The organism is Micromonospora sp. R311 (assembly GCF_056780015.1).
The window spans coordinates 76655-90121 of sequence record NZ_JBSWCE010000001.1; the positions used below are offsets into that span (position 1 = coordinate 76655).

General features: G+C 76.5%; 15 protein-coding genes and 1 riboswitch. Of the genes, 11 read left to right on the forward strand and 4 right to left on the reverse strand.

Features of this window, described 5'->3' with window-relative positions:
• Positions 1–141: 141 nt before the first annotated feature.
• Entirely contained in the window at positions 142–264 is a 123-nt protein-coding gene (locus AC1WTP_RS00370) for a hypothetical protein (RefSeq protein ID WP_447135887.1), read from the reverse strand.
• Positions 265–312: 48 nt separating this feature from the next.
• A riboswitch (cobalamin riboswitch) is annotated at positions 313–442 on the reverse strand.
• 412 nt (positions 443–854) lie between these two features.
• Here AC1WTP_RS00370 and AC1WTP_RS00375 point away from each other — a divergent pair.
• Positions 855–1562, forward strand: coding sequence for an MBL fold metallo-hydrolase (locus AC1WTP_RS00375; protein ID WP_481647219.1), 708 nt, complete (start codon positions 855–857; stop codon positions 1560–1562).
• A 17-nt stretch (positions 1563–1579) separates the two neighbouring features.
• Here the strand turns inward: AC1WTP_RS00375 and AC1WTP_RS00380 are convergent, their stop codons facing one another.
• Positions 1580–1915, reverse strand: a complete 336-nt coding sequence (locus tag AC1WTP_RS00380; protein WP_481647416.1) for a hypothetical protein — start codon at positions 1913–1915, stop codon at positions 1580–1582.
• Between the two features lie 119 nt (positions 1916–2034).
• Complete coding sequence (locus AC1WTP_RS00385) at positions 2035–3249, reverse strand: MFS transporter (RefSeq protein WP_481647220.1); 1215 nt, start codon at positions 3247–3249, stop codon at positions 2035–2037.
• A gap of 157 nt (positions 3250–3406) precedes the next feature.
• Here AC1WTP_RS00385 and AC1WTP_RS00390 point away from each other — a divergent pair, with 157 nt between their 5' ends.
• From AC1WTP_RS00390 to AC1WTP_RS00400, 3 genes are all read left to right on the forward strand, one after another.
• Positions 3407–4393: a LacI family DNA-binding transcriptional regulator gene (locus tag AC1WTP_RS00390; protein ID WP_481647221.1), complete on the forward strand. Its 987-nt coding sequence runs from the start codon at positions 3407–3409 to the stop codon at positions 4391–4393.
• Between the two features lie 89 nt (positions 4394–4482).
• Complete coding sequence (locus AC1WTP_RS00395; RefSeq protein ID WP_481647222.1) at positions 4483–5187, forward strand: alpha/beta hydrolase; 705 nt, start codon at positions 4483–4485, stop codon at positions 5185–5187.
• A gap of 26 nt (positions 5188–5213) precedes the next feature.
• A complete protein-coding gene (locus tag AC1WTP_RS00400; RefSeq protein WP_481647223.1) occupies positions 5214–6155 on the forward strand; it encodes an AraC family transcriptional regulator in 942 nt (313 codons plus the stop codon).
• Positions 6156–6328: 173 nt separating this feature from the next.
• Here the strand turns inward: AC1WTP_RS00400 and AC1WTP_RS00405 are convergent, their stop codons facing one another.
• Positions 6329–6958, reverse strand: a complete 630-nt coding sequence (locus tag AC1WTP_RS00405; RefSeq protein ID WP_481647224.1) for a TetR/AcrR family transcriptional regulator — start codon at positions 6956–6958, stop codon at positions 6329–6331.
• Between the two features lie 71 nt (positions 6959–7029).
• Between AC1WTP_RS00405 and AC1WTP_RS00410 the strand changes: the two genes are divergently transcribed.
• From AC1WTP_RS00410 to AC1WTP_RS00440, 7 genes are all read left to right on the forward strand, one after another.
• The gene (locus AC1WTP_RS00410; RefSeq protein ID WP_481647225.1) at positions 7030–8223 is read left to right on the forward strand and encodes an FAD-dependent oxidoreductase; all 1194 of its coding nucleotides are present in this window, start codon (positions 7030–7032) and stop codon (positions 8221–8223) included.
• Positions 8224–8451: 228 nt separating this feature from the next.
• Positions 8452–9234, forward strand: coding sequence for an LppM family (lipo)protein (locus AC1WTP_RS00415; protein WP_481647226.1), 783 nt, complete (start codon positions 8452–8454; stop codon positions 9232–9234).
• 114 nt (positions 9235–9348) lie between these two features.
• A complete protein-coding gene (locus AC1WTP_RS00420) occupies positions 9349–9693 on the forward strand; it encodes a hypothetical protein (protein ID WP_088994040.1) in 345 nt (114 codons plus the stop codon).
• 11 nt (positions 9694–9704) lie between these two features.
• On the forward strand, positions 9705–10313 hold the full coding sequence (locus tag AC1WTP_RS00425) for a glycine zipper family protein (protein ID WP_481647227.1): 609 nt from the start codon (positions 9705–9707) through the stop codon (positions 10311–10313).
• Positions 10310–11005 carry a carboxypeptidase-like regulatory domain-containing protein gene (locus AC1WTP_RS00430; protein WP_481647228.1) on the forward strand — a complete coding sequence of 232 codons (696 nt, stop codon included), beginning with the start codon at positions 10310–10312 and terminating at the stop codon, positions 11003–11005. The genes AC1WTP_RS00425 and AC1WTP_RS00430 overlap by 4 nt, the downstream gene beginning before the upstream one ends.
• A 19-nt stretch (positions 11006–11024) precedes the next feature.
• The gene (locus tag AC1WTP_RS00435) at positions 11025–12275 is read left to right on the forward strand and encodes a phage tail sheath family protein (RefSeq protein ID WP_481647229.1); all 1251 of its coding nucleotides are present in this window, start codon (positions 11025–11027) and stop codon (positions 12273–12275) included.
• Position 12276: 1 nt separating this feature from the next.
• Positions 12277–12756, forward strand: coding sequence for a phage tail protein (locus AC1WTP_RS00440; protein ID WP_481647230.1), 480 nt, complete (start codon positions 12277–12279; stop codon positions 12754–12756).
• The last annotated feature ends 711 nt before the right edge of the window (positions 12757–13467 follow it).

Sequence of the window (13467 nt, forward strand, 5' to 3'; positions counted from 1 at the left end):
AAGGCTCCGGAGAGTGACGCCCGCCGGGTCGAGGGAGGCGACCGGGCGCGGCAGGGTGGGCGCGGATTCAGCGGGTACGCGGCGCCGGCATCCGGTGCACCGGCGGCAGGCCGGTGCCGGGACGCGGCGCGGGTGCGGAACTCAGCGGTGAACGGCGGTGCGGCGGCCCGAGGCGGGCGCGGCGGTGCGGGCGGGCGCGGGTGCGCTGTCGCGCCCGGGCCGGGTACGGCGGTCGCCGTCGACGATGGAGACGCGGTGCGTCATCGGGTCCTCCTCGGGTGTCCACGCCCTGGGGTCAACTCCCGACGGCCGAAGTATCCTGGCTCCCGGATCGACGCTCACCCCCGGCCTTCCAACCGCGCACGCACGGCCGTGACTCACGAGGGGGGATCGCTCCCCGGTGACAGTGGCGGGACCGCGCCGGAATCGCACCGGCTTCCTTCACTGCCGTCAGGCCGCGAATGCTGCCACACCCGCCGGCCGCCGGTCAACGCGCCCCCGCGCCGCGGCGATCCCGCCCTTGCGCCGCCGCGATCCGGCCCTTGCGCTGCCGCGATCCCGCCCTTGTGTCGCCCCGGTGCGCACCCTCACGTCGCCGCGATCGGGGCCCCTGCCTCACCGTCGATCCGCTCCCACCCGCGGGGATCCACTTGCTCCAGCCCCTTTGCTCTGCGTCAACCCACGCAACGGTTCTCGCCCGCTTTCGCTGCGTGGGTTGACGCAGAGCAAAGGACACGAGGAGGGGATGCCGCCGGAGGGGTCGCCGTGCCGGAAGCCCCGATCGCAGACGGCGGCTAGGATCGGGGCCGACAGCCGCGTCCCGCACGGTTCGAGGAGTTGCCGCCATCATCGACATGAGGTTCCAGCACCTCGCCGGTCGGGTCTGGCTCTGCCCCGGCGACCCGGATCCGGCGGCCGTGCAGGCCGGCGTCGCCCTGGTCGCCGACGAGCGGGGCAGCGTGCTCGTCGACGCGGGGCAGAGCCCGGCGCACGCCCGGGAGATCCAGGCCGCGCTGCGCGCCGCCGGTCTGCCGGCGCCGCGCTGGCTGGTCTACACGCACCACCACTGGGACCACGTCTGGGGCGCCTGCGCCTGGCCGGACGTGGAGATCGTGGGCCATGTCACCGGCGAGCGGCTGCTGCGCGCGGAGGCGGCCCGGCCGTGGAGCCACCGGTACCTGCGCGAGCAGGTCCGGGCGAACCCCCGGCTCGGCCCGAGTTTCCGGGCCCGGGCGCTGGCGGTCGACTCGTGGGACGGCTTCGCGGTGCTGCCGCCGACCCGCGCCTTCACCGACGAGTTGGAGCTGCCGGTGGGCGTACGGGTGCGGCACGTCGGGGGCGGCCACGCGCCGGACTCGACCGTGGTGGCGGTGCCGGACTCGGGGGTGCTGCTGCTCGGCGACAGCTACTACCCACCGCCGGCGCACCTGCGCACCCCGGAGGACGGGCCCGACCTCGCCCTGGTGCGCCGGCTGCTGACCGACGACATCCACTGGTACGTCGCCAGTCACGAGCCGCCGATGACGCTCGACGAGGCGCGCGCGGCGGTCACCGCCGGGTGACGCCGGACGGCGCCCGGTCAGCGGGCGCGTCGCTCCGGGTGGGCCCGGTTCCAGGCCCGCATCCGCTCCGGATACCCGGTGCGCGCCGCCTCGTACAGCGGCACCGCGTGCTTGCGGGCGATCGCGCCGGCGGCCCGCGGCGAGCCGGTGCGGCGGCGGATCCACTCGCCGTCGTGGGCGATCGCCACCACCGTGGTGTCCGTCGCCGTGGTCTCCGGTTCCAGATAGAACTCCACCCCCCGGCGGCTGCTCACGAACGCCTCCAGCGCCGCCAGGTCCTCCCGGGTGGCCTCCCGGTCGAGTTTCGTCACCGCCCCCTCGGCGGCCCGCGGCCGCCGGCTGAACCAGCCCATGCCCCGCTCCTCTCCTCGGCCAGTCCAGTCCACCACCCCCACCTTGCCGGCCGCTGTGCGCTGCCTGCGCACTCGCTGGGAACGCCGACCGACGGCGGGGTGGAGCGGGCGCGGGCGGCTCAGCGGGACGGCGGGCGGAGGGCGGGGACCAGGGCGAGGGTGGGCACCAGCAGCAGCGGTACCACCAGCAGCGCGTGCAGCGTGCCGACCCGGTCGCCGAGCATCCCGAGCAGCGGCGGCCCGCCGAGGAACGCCGTGTAGCCGATCACCGCGACCACGCTGACCCGGGCCGGGGCCCGCTCCTCGTCGTCGGCCGCGGCGCTCATCCCGACCGGGAAGCCGAGCGAGGCGCCGAGGCCCCAGAGCGCGACGCCGGCGATCGCCACCGGCCCCGATCCGGCCAGCACCGCCGTACCGGCGCCGAACGCGGCGAGCAGGATGGTGGCGAGCAGCACCGGCACCCGCCCCCACCGGTCCAGCGCCAGGGTGCCGACCGTACGGCCCAGCGTCATGCCGACGACGAAGACGCCGAAGACCGCCGCGCCGGCCGCCTCGCTGAGCCCGTGGCCGTCCACGAAGGCGACCGCCAGCCAGTCGTTGGCGCTGCCCTCGGCGAACGCCATGACCAGCACCAGCAGGCCGACGAGCAGGGTGCGCGGCTCGCGCCAGGCGGCCAGCAGGTCGCGTCGGCGGCTGGCCGGGGCGACGGTCGCCGCACCGTGCTCCGCCGGCAGGAACGACCGGGCGGCCAGCACCGTGCCGAGCAGCACCACCGCCGCCACCGCCGCCAGGTGGACGGCGACCGGCAGGCCGAAGCGGGCCGCCCCGGCGCCGAGTGCCGCGCCGGCCACCGAGCCGAGGCTCCACGCCGCGTGGAAGCGGGGCATCACGGTCCGCCCGAGCCGCCGCTCCACGGCCGCGCCCTCGACGTTCATCGCCACGTCGCAGGTGCCCGAGCCGTAGCCGAAGGCGAACAGGCCGACCGCGACCCCGGCCAGCCAGCCGGCGAGGCCGGCGGCCGCCCCGGCGACCGTCAGGCCGAGCGCGACGACCAGGGTGGAGATGGCCACCGTGCGGGCCGCCCCGAGGCGCTGGGCCACCAGGCCGGCGGTGGGCATGGCGAGCAGCGCGCCGGCGGACAGGGCGAGCAGCAGCAGCCCGAGCCGGCCGGCGGTGAGCCCGAGCGAATCGCGGACCGCCGGCACCCGGGAGAACCAGGTGCCCACGGCCAGCCCGTTGAGCGCGAACACCACAGCCACGCCGGTGCGGGCGGCGAGCACCGACCGGGGTACGGGCGGGGCCGGCGCGGCGGGCGGGGCGGTGGCGGGACTCACGGCGGGTGGTTCCTCTCGGTCGGACGGCGTACCGCCCTCGATCGCACACCTGAGAGCGCTCTCAGCACAACCCGGCGGCACCCCTTACCCGCGCCGGCCCCGGCGCGGCATGATGCGGACAGGCCCCGCCGCAGGCGGCCGGGCACGGGGAGGACACATGACGACGGCACACCGCCCACCGACCCTGCTGGACGTCGCCCGGGCGGCCGGGGTCTCCCGGGCCACCGCTTCGCGGGTGATCGCCGGCACCGGCTACGCCTCGGCCGCCACCCGGGAGCGGGTCACCGGCGCCGCCGAGCGCCTCGGGTACCGGCCGAACCTCGCGGCCCGGGCCCTCGTCCGGGGCGCCGGGATGCGGCTGGTGATCGTGGTGGCCGGCGCCGACCCGACCGTCCTCGACGACCCGTACGTGGACCGGGTGGTCGGCGCGGCGGCCCGGGCGTGCGGGCCGTCCGGGCTCGGGGTCGCGCTGCACTGGCTGCCGACCCGGGAGCCGGCCGGGCTGCGCCGGCTGGCCGAGGACCGCAGCGTGGGCGGGCTGGTCCTGGTCAACACCACCGAGGCGATGCTCGCCGCGGTTCCCCGGGCGATGCGCGGCCGGGTGGCCTCGATCGGCATCGGCTCCGCCCTGGTGCCCTCGTTCGACGTGGACAACGGCGGCGGCACGGCGGCCGTGGTCCGGCACCTGTACGCCAGCGGGCGGCGCCGGATCGCCATGGTGACCGGTCCACGCTGGCTCTCCTGCGCCGGCCGCTCGGTCGGCGCGTACCGGCAGGTCATGCGCGAGGCCGGCCTGCCGGCCCGGCTGGTGCCCGGGGACTTCACCGCGGGCCGGGGCCGGACGGCCGCTCGGGAGGTGCTGGCCCGCTGGCCGGACACGGACGCGATCGTCGGGATCAGCGACGCGACCGCGCTCGGGGTGATCGACCGGCTGCGCGACGACGGCGTCCAGGTGCCCGGGGACGTCGCCGTGACCGGCTTCGACGACATTCCGCTCGCCGCGGTGACCACTCCCGCGCTGACCACGGCCACCCACCCCGTGGCGCAGATCGCCACGGCCGCCGCCACCGCCGCGCTCGTCGGCCGGCCGGCGCCGCCGGTGACCGTGTTCCCGTCCCGACTGGTCCGCCGGGCCAGCGGGTGAGCCGGCCGGCGCGACGCGGCCGGGGTTAGCGCCCGTCCAGCCGGGTAACCGCGGGCGCATGCCCGCCCAGGACGGAGAGCGGTGATCCCGTGGCCGAACCCGCCGCGCCGCACCGGCAGCCGGAGGAGAACCCCCGGCACGGCCGGCTGACGACCCGGCCGGCGCCGCCGAGCGCGCTGGCCGCCGCCGGGCTGGCGTCGCTGACCGACCCGCAGGGCGGGGCGCTGGCCATGGTGTACGCCCCGGAGCCGGTCGACGGCCCGCCGTACCGGCTGGTGCTGCTCCTGCACGGAGCGGGCGGCTCGGCCCGGCAGGGGCTGGACCTGCTGCTGCCGGTCGCCGACGAGCACCGCCTGCTGCTGGTGGCCCCGCAGGCCGAGTCGAGCACCTGGGACCTGATCGTCGAGGGGTTCGGGCCGGACGTCCGGCGGGTGGACGGGTTGCTGGCCACGGCCTTCGCCGGCTACCCCGTCGAGCGGGTGGCGGTCGGCGGCTTCTCCGACGGGGCCTCGTACGCCCTCTCCCTGGGCCTGACCAACGGCGACCTGATCGACGCGGTGGTGGCCTTCTCCCCCGGCTTCGCCGCGCCGCAGGTCACCCACGGCCGGCCCCGGGTGTTCGTCTCGCACGGCACCGACGACCCGGTGCTCCCCGTCGACATGTGCAGCCGCCGCCTGGTCCCCCGCCTGCGGGGCCTCGACTACGACGTCACCTACCAGGAGTTCCCCGGCGCCCACGAGGTGCCCACCGACGTCCGCCGGCAGGCCGCGGCCTGGCTCACCGCCCGGCCCTGATCGCGCCCAGGACTAGGATCCGGGGCGTGGACGGGCTGACCGGGTTGCTGGACGGGGCTCGGGCGCGGGGCGCGTTCCTGCTCCGGTCGGTGCTGGACCCGCCGTTCGCGCTGCGGATCGAGGACCGGGCGCCGTTGACCGTGGTGGCGCTGGTGCGCGGTGGGGCCTGGGTGGTGCCGGACGACGGCGGGCCGGTCCGGCTGGGCCCCGGCGACGTCGCCGTGCTGCGCGGGCCGGACGCCTACACGGTCGCCGACGACCCGGCGACCGCACCGCAGGTGGTGATCCATCCCGGCCAGCGCTGCACCACGCTGCGCGGCGAGCCGCTGACCGCGATGGCCGGGCTCGGCGTGCGGACCTGGGGCACCGGCCGGGACGGGTCGACGGTGATGCTGACCGGCACCTACCAGCTGCCCGGCGAGCTGAGCCGGCGGCTGCTCACCGCCCTGCCGCCGTTGCTGGTGGTCACCGGCGACGACTGGCGCAGTCCGCTGGTGCCGCTGCTGGCCGAGGAGGTGACCCGGGACGCGCCCGGGCAGGAGGCCGTCCTCGACCGGCTGCTCGACCTGCTGCTGATCGCCGCGCTGCGCACCTGGTTCGCCCGGCCCGGAACCGCGCCGGCCTGGTACGCCGCCGCCGGCGACCCGGTGGTCGGTCCGGCGCTACGGCTGCTGCAGCAGGACCCGGCCCGGCCGTGGACGGTCGCCGCGCTCGCCGCCGAGGTGGGCGTGTCGCGGGCGGCGCTGGCCCGGCGCTTCACCGAACTGGTCGGCGAGCCGCCGATGACCTTCCTCACCGGATGGCGGCTGGCCCTCGCCGCCGACCTGCTGCGGGAACCGGACGCCACCGTCGGCGCGGTCGCCCGCCGGGTCGGCTACGGCAGCCCGTTCGCGCTGAGCGCGGCGTTCCGGCGGGTGCACGGCGTGAGCCCGAGCGCGCACCGCGTCGGCGCCGCGACCGGCGACTGAACCAGCCGGGCGCGCCCTGCGGAGCACCGCGGCCGCGCCGGCCCGACCACCACGCCGGCCCGCCGTGGCCCGCGCTCCGGTGCCGTCGTTCCGCTTCGGGTCGGCCCCGAAAGGTCCGGGTGTCGGGGCCGCCGCCAGGCGCGACACCGGCCGGACGACGGCGCGTCCGCCCGTCAGGCCGGCTCGGTGACGGCGTGCAGCAGGGTGCGGACGGCGGCCGCCAGGTCGGCCCGGCTGGCCGGGCTGCCCGGTGGTGGGGCGCTGAGCGCGCCGGCGCCGACCAGCCGGTCGAAGAGCAGCCCGTCGACGAACGCGACCAGCTGGTCGCCCTGCCGGCGCGGGTCGGGCGCGCCGGCCCGGGCCAGCAGGTGGCGCGCCTGCACCCGCAGGCCGGTGCCGTGCTCCAGGATCCGCCGCAGCTCCGGCCGGTGCACCGCCTCCAGCAGGCAGGCGTACCTCGCCAGGGTGCGGCTGCGGCCGACGGTGAGCCAACGGTCCAGCACCTCGGCCACGCCGGCGGCGAGCCGGTCGAGGTCGTCCGGGGTGAGCGGCGGCCCCGGCTGCGGCGGCGCCTGCCCGGTCGGCAGCTGCTGGTCGACCAGATCGGCCCGGTCGAGGTCGGCCAGCCGCTGCACCACCGCCTCGATCAGCGCCCGCCGGGTCCGCAGGTAGGCGGAGGTGGTGCCGACCGGCACCCCGGCCCGGGCGTCGACGGCCCGGTGGGTCAACGCGCGCATGCCTCCCTCGGCGAGCAACTCGACCGCCGCGTCGGCCAGCGCCGCCACCCGCTCCGCCCGTCCCACTCCCGGCCCTCCTCCGCGTGCTTCTACGGATGTAGTATGCCCTTCTACAGACGTAGAAGGAGGCGGGTGCGATGGACACGGCGCGGGCGATCGTGGTCGGCGGCGGCATCGGCGGGCTGGCCGCCGCACTGGCCCTGCACCGGCGCGGCTGGCAGGTGACCGTGCTGGAACGCGCCCCCGAGCTGCGCGAGGTCGGCGCCGGGCTGACCCTGATGGCGAACGCGCTGCGCGGGCTGGACGCGCTCGGGCTCGGGCCGGTGGTCCGCGCCCGGGGCCAGGAGGCCCCCGGCGGGATCCGCACCTCGACCGGGCGCTGGCTGTCCCGGCTGGACGCCGCCGAGATGACCCGGGTGCTCGGCACCACCGCGCTCGGCATCCACCGCGCCGACCTGCACCGGATCCTGGCCGACGCGCTGCCACCCGCGGCGCTGCGCACCGGCGCCGAGGTGGACGACGTGGACCCGGACTCCGGCGAGGTGCGCTACCGGTGGCGCAGCGAGCCGGCCACGCTCCGGGCCGACCTGGTGGTCGGCGCCGACGGGCTGCACAGCGTGCTGCGCGCCCGGCTCTGGCCGGGCACCCCGCCACCGGCCTACGCCGGCTCCACCGCCTGGCGCGCGGCGGTCCCCTTCCCGGCTCCGGTGCCGGCGGTGATCAGCTGGGGGCCGGCCGCGGAGTTCGGCATGGTGCCGCTCGGCGAGGGGCGGGTCTACTGGTACGGCGCGGTCACCGCCCCACCCGGCGGGCACGCCCCGGACGAGCTGGCGGCGGTCCGCGAGCGTTTCGGTGACTGGCACGACCCGATCCCGGCGCTGCTCGCGGCCACCCCGCCGGCGGCGGTGCTGCGCAACGACATCGTCCACCTCGGCACGCCACTGCCGTCGTACGTGCGGGGGCGGGTCGCACTGCTCGGCGACGCCGCGCACGCGATGACCCCGAACCTGGGGCAGGGCGCCTGCCAGGCGATCGAGGACGCGGTGACGCTCGGCGTGGTCTGCGCCGGCGGAGCGGCGGACGTGCCCGCCGCGCTGGCCGCGTACGACCGGCAGCGGCGACCCCGCAGCCAGGCCGTCGCCCGGGCGGCGGCCCGGACCGGCCGGTTCGGCCAGCAGCTGCGCCACCCGGTGGCGGTCGCGCTGCGGGACACCCTGATCCGGCTGACCCCGTCCCGCGCGGCGCTGCGCGGCATGGCCCGGTACGCCGACTGGCAGCCACCGACCGCGGCCGACCCGACCGGGCCGACTCAGCCGGCGACGGGGCGCTGACGGGTCTGCCCGCAGAGGCGAGGAATTGGTGGCGACGGCCAACCCTTCATTTTATCTATTTCGCCGGCGATCGGCCTCAGCCGAACGTGACAGCGGGCCGGTAAGATCGGCGACTGCGTTGTGACTGATCGCTGACTGCTGGCCGTGATCCGGATCACACACACTGTGCCCATGAATACGGGACTCGTCCGCGGCAGAACGCTCCGCGTCGCGGGGTGTCTCGCTCTGGTGGCCGTACTGACCGGCTGCATGCAACTGAACATGGGGCTGGCCGTGAACGCCGACGACACGGTCACCGGCCAGCTCCTGCTGACCGCCCAGAAGAACGTGCTGACCTCGGGCAACAAGACGGTCGAGGCCGGCTTCGCCGAGCTGCGGCAGAACATCCCGGCGCTGCCGCCCGGCGAGGAGACCCGGTATGAGGACGGGAAACTCTTCGGCTTCCAGATCACCTATCGGAACACCCCGTTGAGCGATTTCAACAGCGAGAGCGTGAAACTGGTCCGGGACGGCGATCTCTACCGGTTCACCCTGCCGCTCGACCCGAAGAAATACGGCGGCAAAATCGCCGAACAGCATCCGCAGAGCCAGCAGGACTTCATGCGGTTGATGTCGTTCGAGATATCGGTGACGTTCCCCGGCGCGGTGCGCGAGACCAACGGCACGGTCAACGGACGGTCGGTCAGCTGGAAGGTCGGCAGCAACCAGAACAAGCCGGCCGAGTTGCGGGCCGTGGCCGAGGCCCCACCGCGGCCGTCCACCGCCGCCACCGCTGCCGGCGACCCCGGCTTCCCCTGGCTGCTGGTCGTCGGCGGGGTGGTCGGCCTGCTGCTCGTCGCGGTCGTCGTCGTCCTGCTGCTGCGGCGTCGCCCGGCGACCCCCGGCCCGACCGCGACCGGGCAGGCGACCGGCCCGACGGTGCCGGGCCAGCCGGGCGGGCGCACCGTGCCGGACCCGGCGTCCGCCGGCCCGGCGGGTCCGACGCCCGCCGGCCCGCCGGAGTCCGCCTGAGCCACCCCCATCCGCTCCCGTCCGCCGCCGCGGGCGGGCCGTCGGAGACTCCCCGGAGCCGCCGGCCCTCACACCACCCCGATCGCACCACCGCACATCGAAGGGGGATCGGCCATGAACGATCTCTTCACCTGGGCCGCCCTGGGCAGCCTGACCGGCGCGAGCGCCGCGACGCTGCTGGCCACCAACGTCATCGGCGGGCTGATCGGCCCGAGCGGCGACAAGGCCCGCAAGTGGATCGCGCTGGGCATCGCGCTCGCGCTGTCCTACCTCACCGCGGCGTTCGCCACGGACGCCGGCGCCGAGAAGTGGATCATCGCCTTCTTCAACGGCCTGGTCATCTTCTCCGCCGCGCTCGGCATCAACCAGCTGCCGCCCGGCAACCGGCAGGCGACCCAGGCGTCGCCGACCCAGCTCGCGCAGGGTCGCGAGCCCCGCATCATCCGCTCCTGGGTCTGAGAGGTGCCGCCATGATCTACGGAATCGTCAGCACCGTCGTGCACGTGGCGACCGGCGCCGTCCTCGGCCAACTGGCCGGTGGCACCGTCGGGCTGCTGATCGGCGCGGTGGTCGGCCTGCTCGTCGGCGGGGTGTTCGGCTGGGCGGTCGCCTCGGCCCGGGTCTACGGCCCCGATCCGAAGGGGATCCTGCTGTTCGTCGTCGACCACACCTGGAGCCTGCTCAACACCGTGGTCGGCGCGATCTACCTGGCCGTCCACCTGGTCTTCGGGCACTCGCTGGACCGGCCCACCTCGCAGCACAGCTGCCGGGTCAACGTGGTCGAGGGCGTCTCGCCCCGGTACGCCACCACGATCGGCACGGTCTGCGCCGGGTCCGGCCCGGGCATCCAGCGGCACGAGGACGTGCACATCCTCCAGGCGCGCATCCTCGGCCCGCTCTACATCCCGCTGGTGCTCGCCAACTACGTGCTGTTCACCATCGCCCCGGTCTGGTTGCTCTACCACGACCACAGCAACGCGCCGATCAACCGGTTCACCCGGTACTTCGAGATCGGCGTCTACCCGCACGTGTGGAACGAGGCCATCGCCTACCGGGTGCAGGGGACCCCGCCGCGATGACCACCGGTGGGCGCGGCCCGATCGAGACGGCCACCGCCGAGCTGGCGGCGTGGCTGGCCGGGGCGGCGGGGGAACCCGTCCCGGTCGGCCCGCCGCGGCCCGACGACGGCGGGCGGCTGACCCTCTGGCCGCTGGAGCTGCGCCCGGCCCGGCAGACCCGGGGCAGCGGCGGCGCCCGCGAGCCGTACCGGTTCACCGTCCGCTACCTGCTCTGCGCCGGCGGCCCGGCCGCGCTGACCGGGCTGGACCGGGTGCTGGTCGCCGCGACCGCCGGCGGCGCGCACACCGTCGTGCTGGAGGCCGGCGACCCCCGGCTCTGGCAGGCGTTCGGCACCGGGCCCCGGCCGGCGCTGCTGATCGACGTGGCCGCGCAGGTCACCCACCCCAGCGCGGCGGCGCCGCCGGTGCTGGCCCCGCTGCGGCTGCGGCAGCTGGAGATGCTGGCCTTCGACGGGCGGGTGGTCGGCCCGGCCGAGCAGCCCCTCGCGGCCGTCCGGGTCGAGGTGGTCGGCCAGGCGTACGCGACCCGCACCGATCCCGCGGGCCGGTTCCGGGTGGTCGGCGTGCCGCACGACCCCGACCGCCCCGGCCCGGTGCGGCTCCGGCTCACCAGCCGCGGTCAGGTGCTCACCGCCGAGGTCGACCCGGCCGAGCCCGACATCGTCATCGTCTGCCCACCACCGTCCCGCTGACCCGAGCTCGGGAGGACCGATGCCCACCTACTTCTCGCCCGGCATCTACGTCGAGGAGGTGCCCGGCGGCGCCCGCCCGATCGGACCGGTCGGCACCAGCACGGCCGCGTTCGTCGGGGTCGCCCCGGACCGGGGTGCCCACCTCGGCCGCGCCCAGGCGGTCAACAACTGGTCGGACTTCCTGCGGCTCTACGCCGACGGGGACCGGCTGGAGAGCACCCCGCTGGCCCGGGCCGTCTTCGGCTTCCTGGACAACGGTGGCACCCGCTGCTGGGTGGTCAACGTGGGCGAGGACGGCGCGATCACCGGCACCGGCCAGCGACGCGCCGGCCTGCAACTGCTGGAGGCGGTCGACGAGATCTCCATCCTGGCCGCCCCGGGTTTCCACGACCCGGTGTCGCACGAGGCGCTGCTCAGCATGGCCGAGCGGACCCGCACCCTGGTGGCGATCTGCGACCCGCCGCCGGACGTCGACGACATCTCGACGCTGACCCGGGTGGCCACGCCGAGCAGCGGCAAGCCCCCGAAGCCGGCCGAGGGCCCCGGCGGCCCGGCCGGATCCGGCGGGTCGGGCGGATCCGGCGGCTCCGGTGGGGAGGTGGCGGCGTGCCGGCCCCGGCAGTCGGACTTCGGCGCCTTCTACTACCCCTGGCTGCGGGTCCGCGACCCGCTCAGCGGCGAGCTGGTGCTCACCCCGCCGAGCGGGCACATGGCCGGCATCTGGGCCCGCACCGACGCGCTACGCGGGGTGCACAAGGCACCGGCGAACGAGCCGGTACGCGGCGCCGTCGACCTCGGGTACCTGGTCACCCGCCCCGAGCACGACGTGCTCAACCCCAGGGGGGTCAACGTGATCCGCTACTTCGCCGGCGAGGGCATCCGGGTCTGGGGCGCCCGTACGCTCGCCGCCGAGGCCAGCGAGTGGCGCTACCTGAACGTGCGGCGGCTCTCCATCGCCATCGAGCAGGCGATCGCCAACGGCACCCGCTGGATGGTCTTCGAGCCGAACGACTTCTCGCTGTGGCGCTCGATCCGCCGCGACATCGGCGCCTTCCTCACCCGGGTCTGGCGCGACGGCGCGCTGCTGGGGCGGACGCCCGAGGAGGCGTTCTTCGTCAAGTGCGACGAGGAGACCAACCCGCCGGACGTGCGGGACGCCGGCATGGTCGTCGCCCACATCGGCATCGCCGTGGTGAAGCCCGCGGAGTTCGTGGTGTTCAAGCTGAGCCAGTGGGCCGGCGGCGCCGAGACCGAGACGATCGGAGGCTGACATGCCGACCACAGCCACTCCGCAGCCGGGCGCCCCGGTCGACCCGTACCGGGCCTACAACTTCAAACTGCTCGTCAACGGCGTGACGAACGGCCACTTCACCGAGGTCAGCGGGCTGGAGATGAACATCCCCGCGTTGCCCTACCGGGAGCAGGGCAACGACCGGATCCGGATGATCCCCGGCCAGGCCGAGTACGAGCCGGTGACGCTGCACTTCGGGCTCACCGCCTCGCGGGAGCTGTGGGACTGGGTGCACGCCGTGGCCCGGGGCACGGTGAGCCGGCGCAACGTCTCGATCGTGCTGCTGGACGCCGCCGGCACCACCGAGGTGCTGCGCTGGAACATGATCAACGCATGGCCGACGCGCTGGCTGGGCGCGCACCTGAACACGCTCGGCCAGGAGATCGCCATCGCGGCGCTGACGCTGCGCTACGAGGGCCTGGAACTGGAGACCGGCGGTGCCGCGCCGACCCCCGCGTAGCTGGCTGGCCGACCGGCTCCGCTCGGCGGCCGGCCGGGCAGAGCGCCTGGCCGGGCTGATCGACCACGAGTCGACCGTGTCCGGGCGGGCCGCCCACCACGCCGACCCGGCCGCACCTGGCGCGGAGCCGGGACGCCTCCCCGCACCGCCGCCGGCGCCCGGGCCGGACGACTCGACCGTCCGGGCGGCCCCTGCTCCGGCGGCGGCCACCGACGCTCCGGTCCGCCGCCCGGGCCAGCCGCCGGAGCACTGGCTGCGCCTGGTCGCCACGCACGCCCCCGGCCTGCTGCATGACCTGCCGCTCGGCCCGGGCCCCGTCCCCGGCGTCGCCCCGGCCGGGCCGTCGCCCGGCGCGCCCGACGCGGCCGTCCCGCCCGGCGGCGACCACGGCGCAGCGGTGGCCCTGGCCGGCCGGAACGCCGACCGCCGGAACCCAGCCGCCGAGGCCCGGGCCGAGCTGCCCCGCTCGGGCGGCCGCCGGACCGAGGCGCCGGACACCAACCGCGGCGCCACGCCCCGCACCGGCCCCGCCGGCCCCGCCTCGCGGACGGGAGCGGCCGAGGGGGCTCCCCCACCTGGTCGGGCGCTGCCCGAGCCAGGGCCGGCAGCCGACGCAACGCCAGCCGATGCCACTGGCGGCGACGCACCGGCCGGAGGGCTGGCCGGCGCGGACGCGGTGACCATCCGGCCGGCGGCCCCGGCCAGGTCGCG

Coding starts and splice junctions, on each gene's coding strand:
- AC1WTP_RS00410 (WP_481647225.1), top strand. CDS start 7,030: ATGGACACGGCGCGGGCGATCGTGGTCGGCGGCGGCATCGGCGGGCTG.
- AC1WTP_RS00435 (WP_481647229.1), top strand. CDS start 11,025: ATGCCCACCTACTTCTCGCCCGGCATCTACGTCGAGGAGGTGCCCGGC.
- AC1WTP_RS00375 (WP_481647219.1), top strand. CDS start 855: ATGAGGTTCCAGCACCTCGCCGGTCGGGTCTGGCTCTGCCCCGGCGAC.
- AC1WTP_RS00370 (WP_447135887.1), bottom strand. CDS start 264: ATGACGCACCGCGTCTCCATCGTCGACGGCGACCGCCGTACCCGGCCC.
- AC1WTP_RS00440 (WP_481647230.1), top strand. CDS start 12,277: ATGCCGACCACAGCCACTCCGCAGCCGGGCGCCCCGGTCGACCCGTAC.
- AC1WTP_RS00430 (WP_481647228.1), top strand. CDS start 10,310: ATGACCACCGGTGGGCGCGGCCCGATCGAGACGGCCACCGCCGAGCTG.
- AC1WTP_RS00420 (WP_088994040.1), top strand. CDS start 9,349: ATGAACGATCTCTTCACCTGGGCCGCCCTGGGCAGCCTGACCGGCGCG.
- AC1WTP_RS00425 (WP_481647227.1), top strand. CDS start 9,705: ATGATCTACGGAATCGTCAGCACCGTCGTGCACGTGGCGACCGGCGCC.
- AC1WTP_RS00390 (WP_481647221.1), top strand. CDS start 3,407: ATGACGACGGCACACCGCCCACCGACCCTGCTGGACGTCGCCCGGGCG.
- AC1WTP_RS00380 (WP_481647416.1), bottom strand. CDS start 1,915: ATGGGCTGGTTCAGCCGGCGGCCGCGGGCCGCCGAGGGGGCGGTGACG.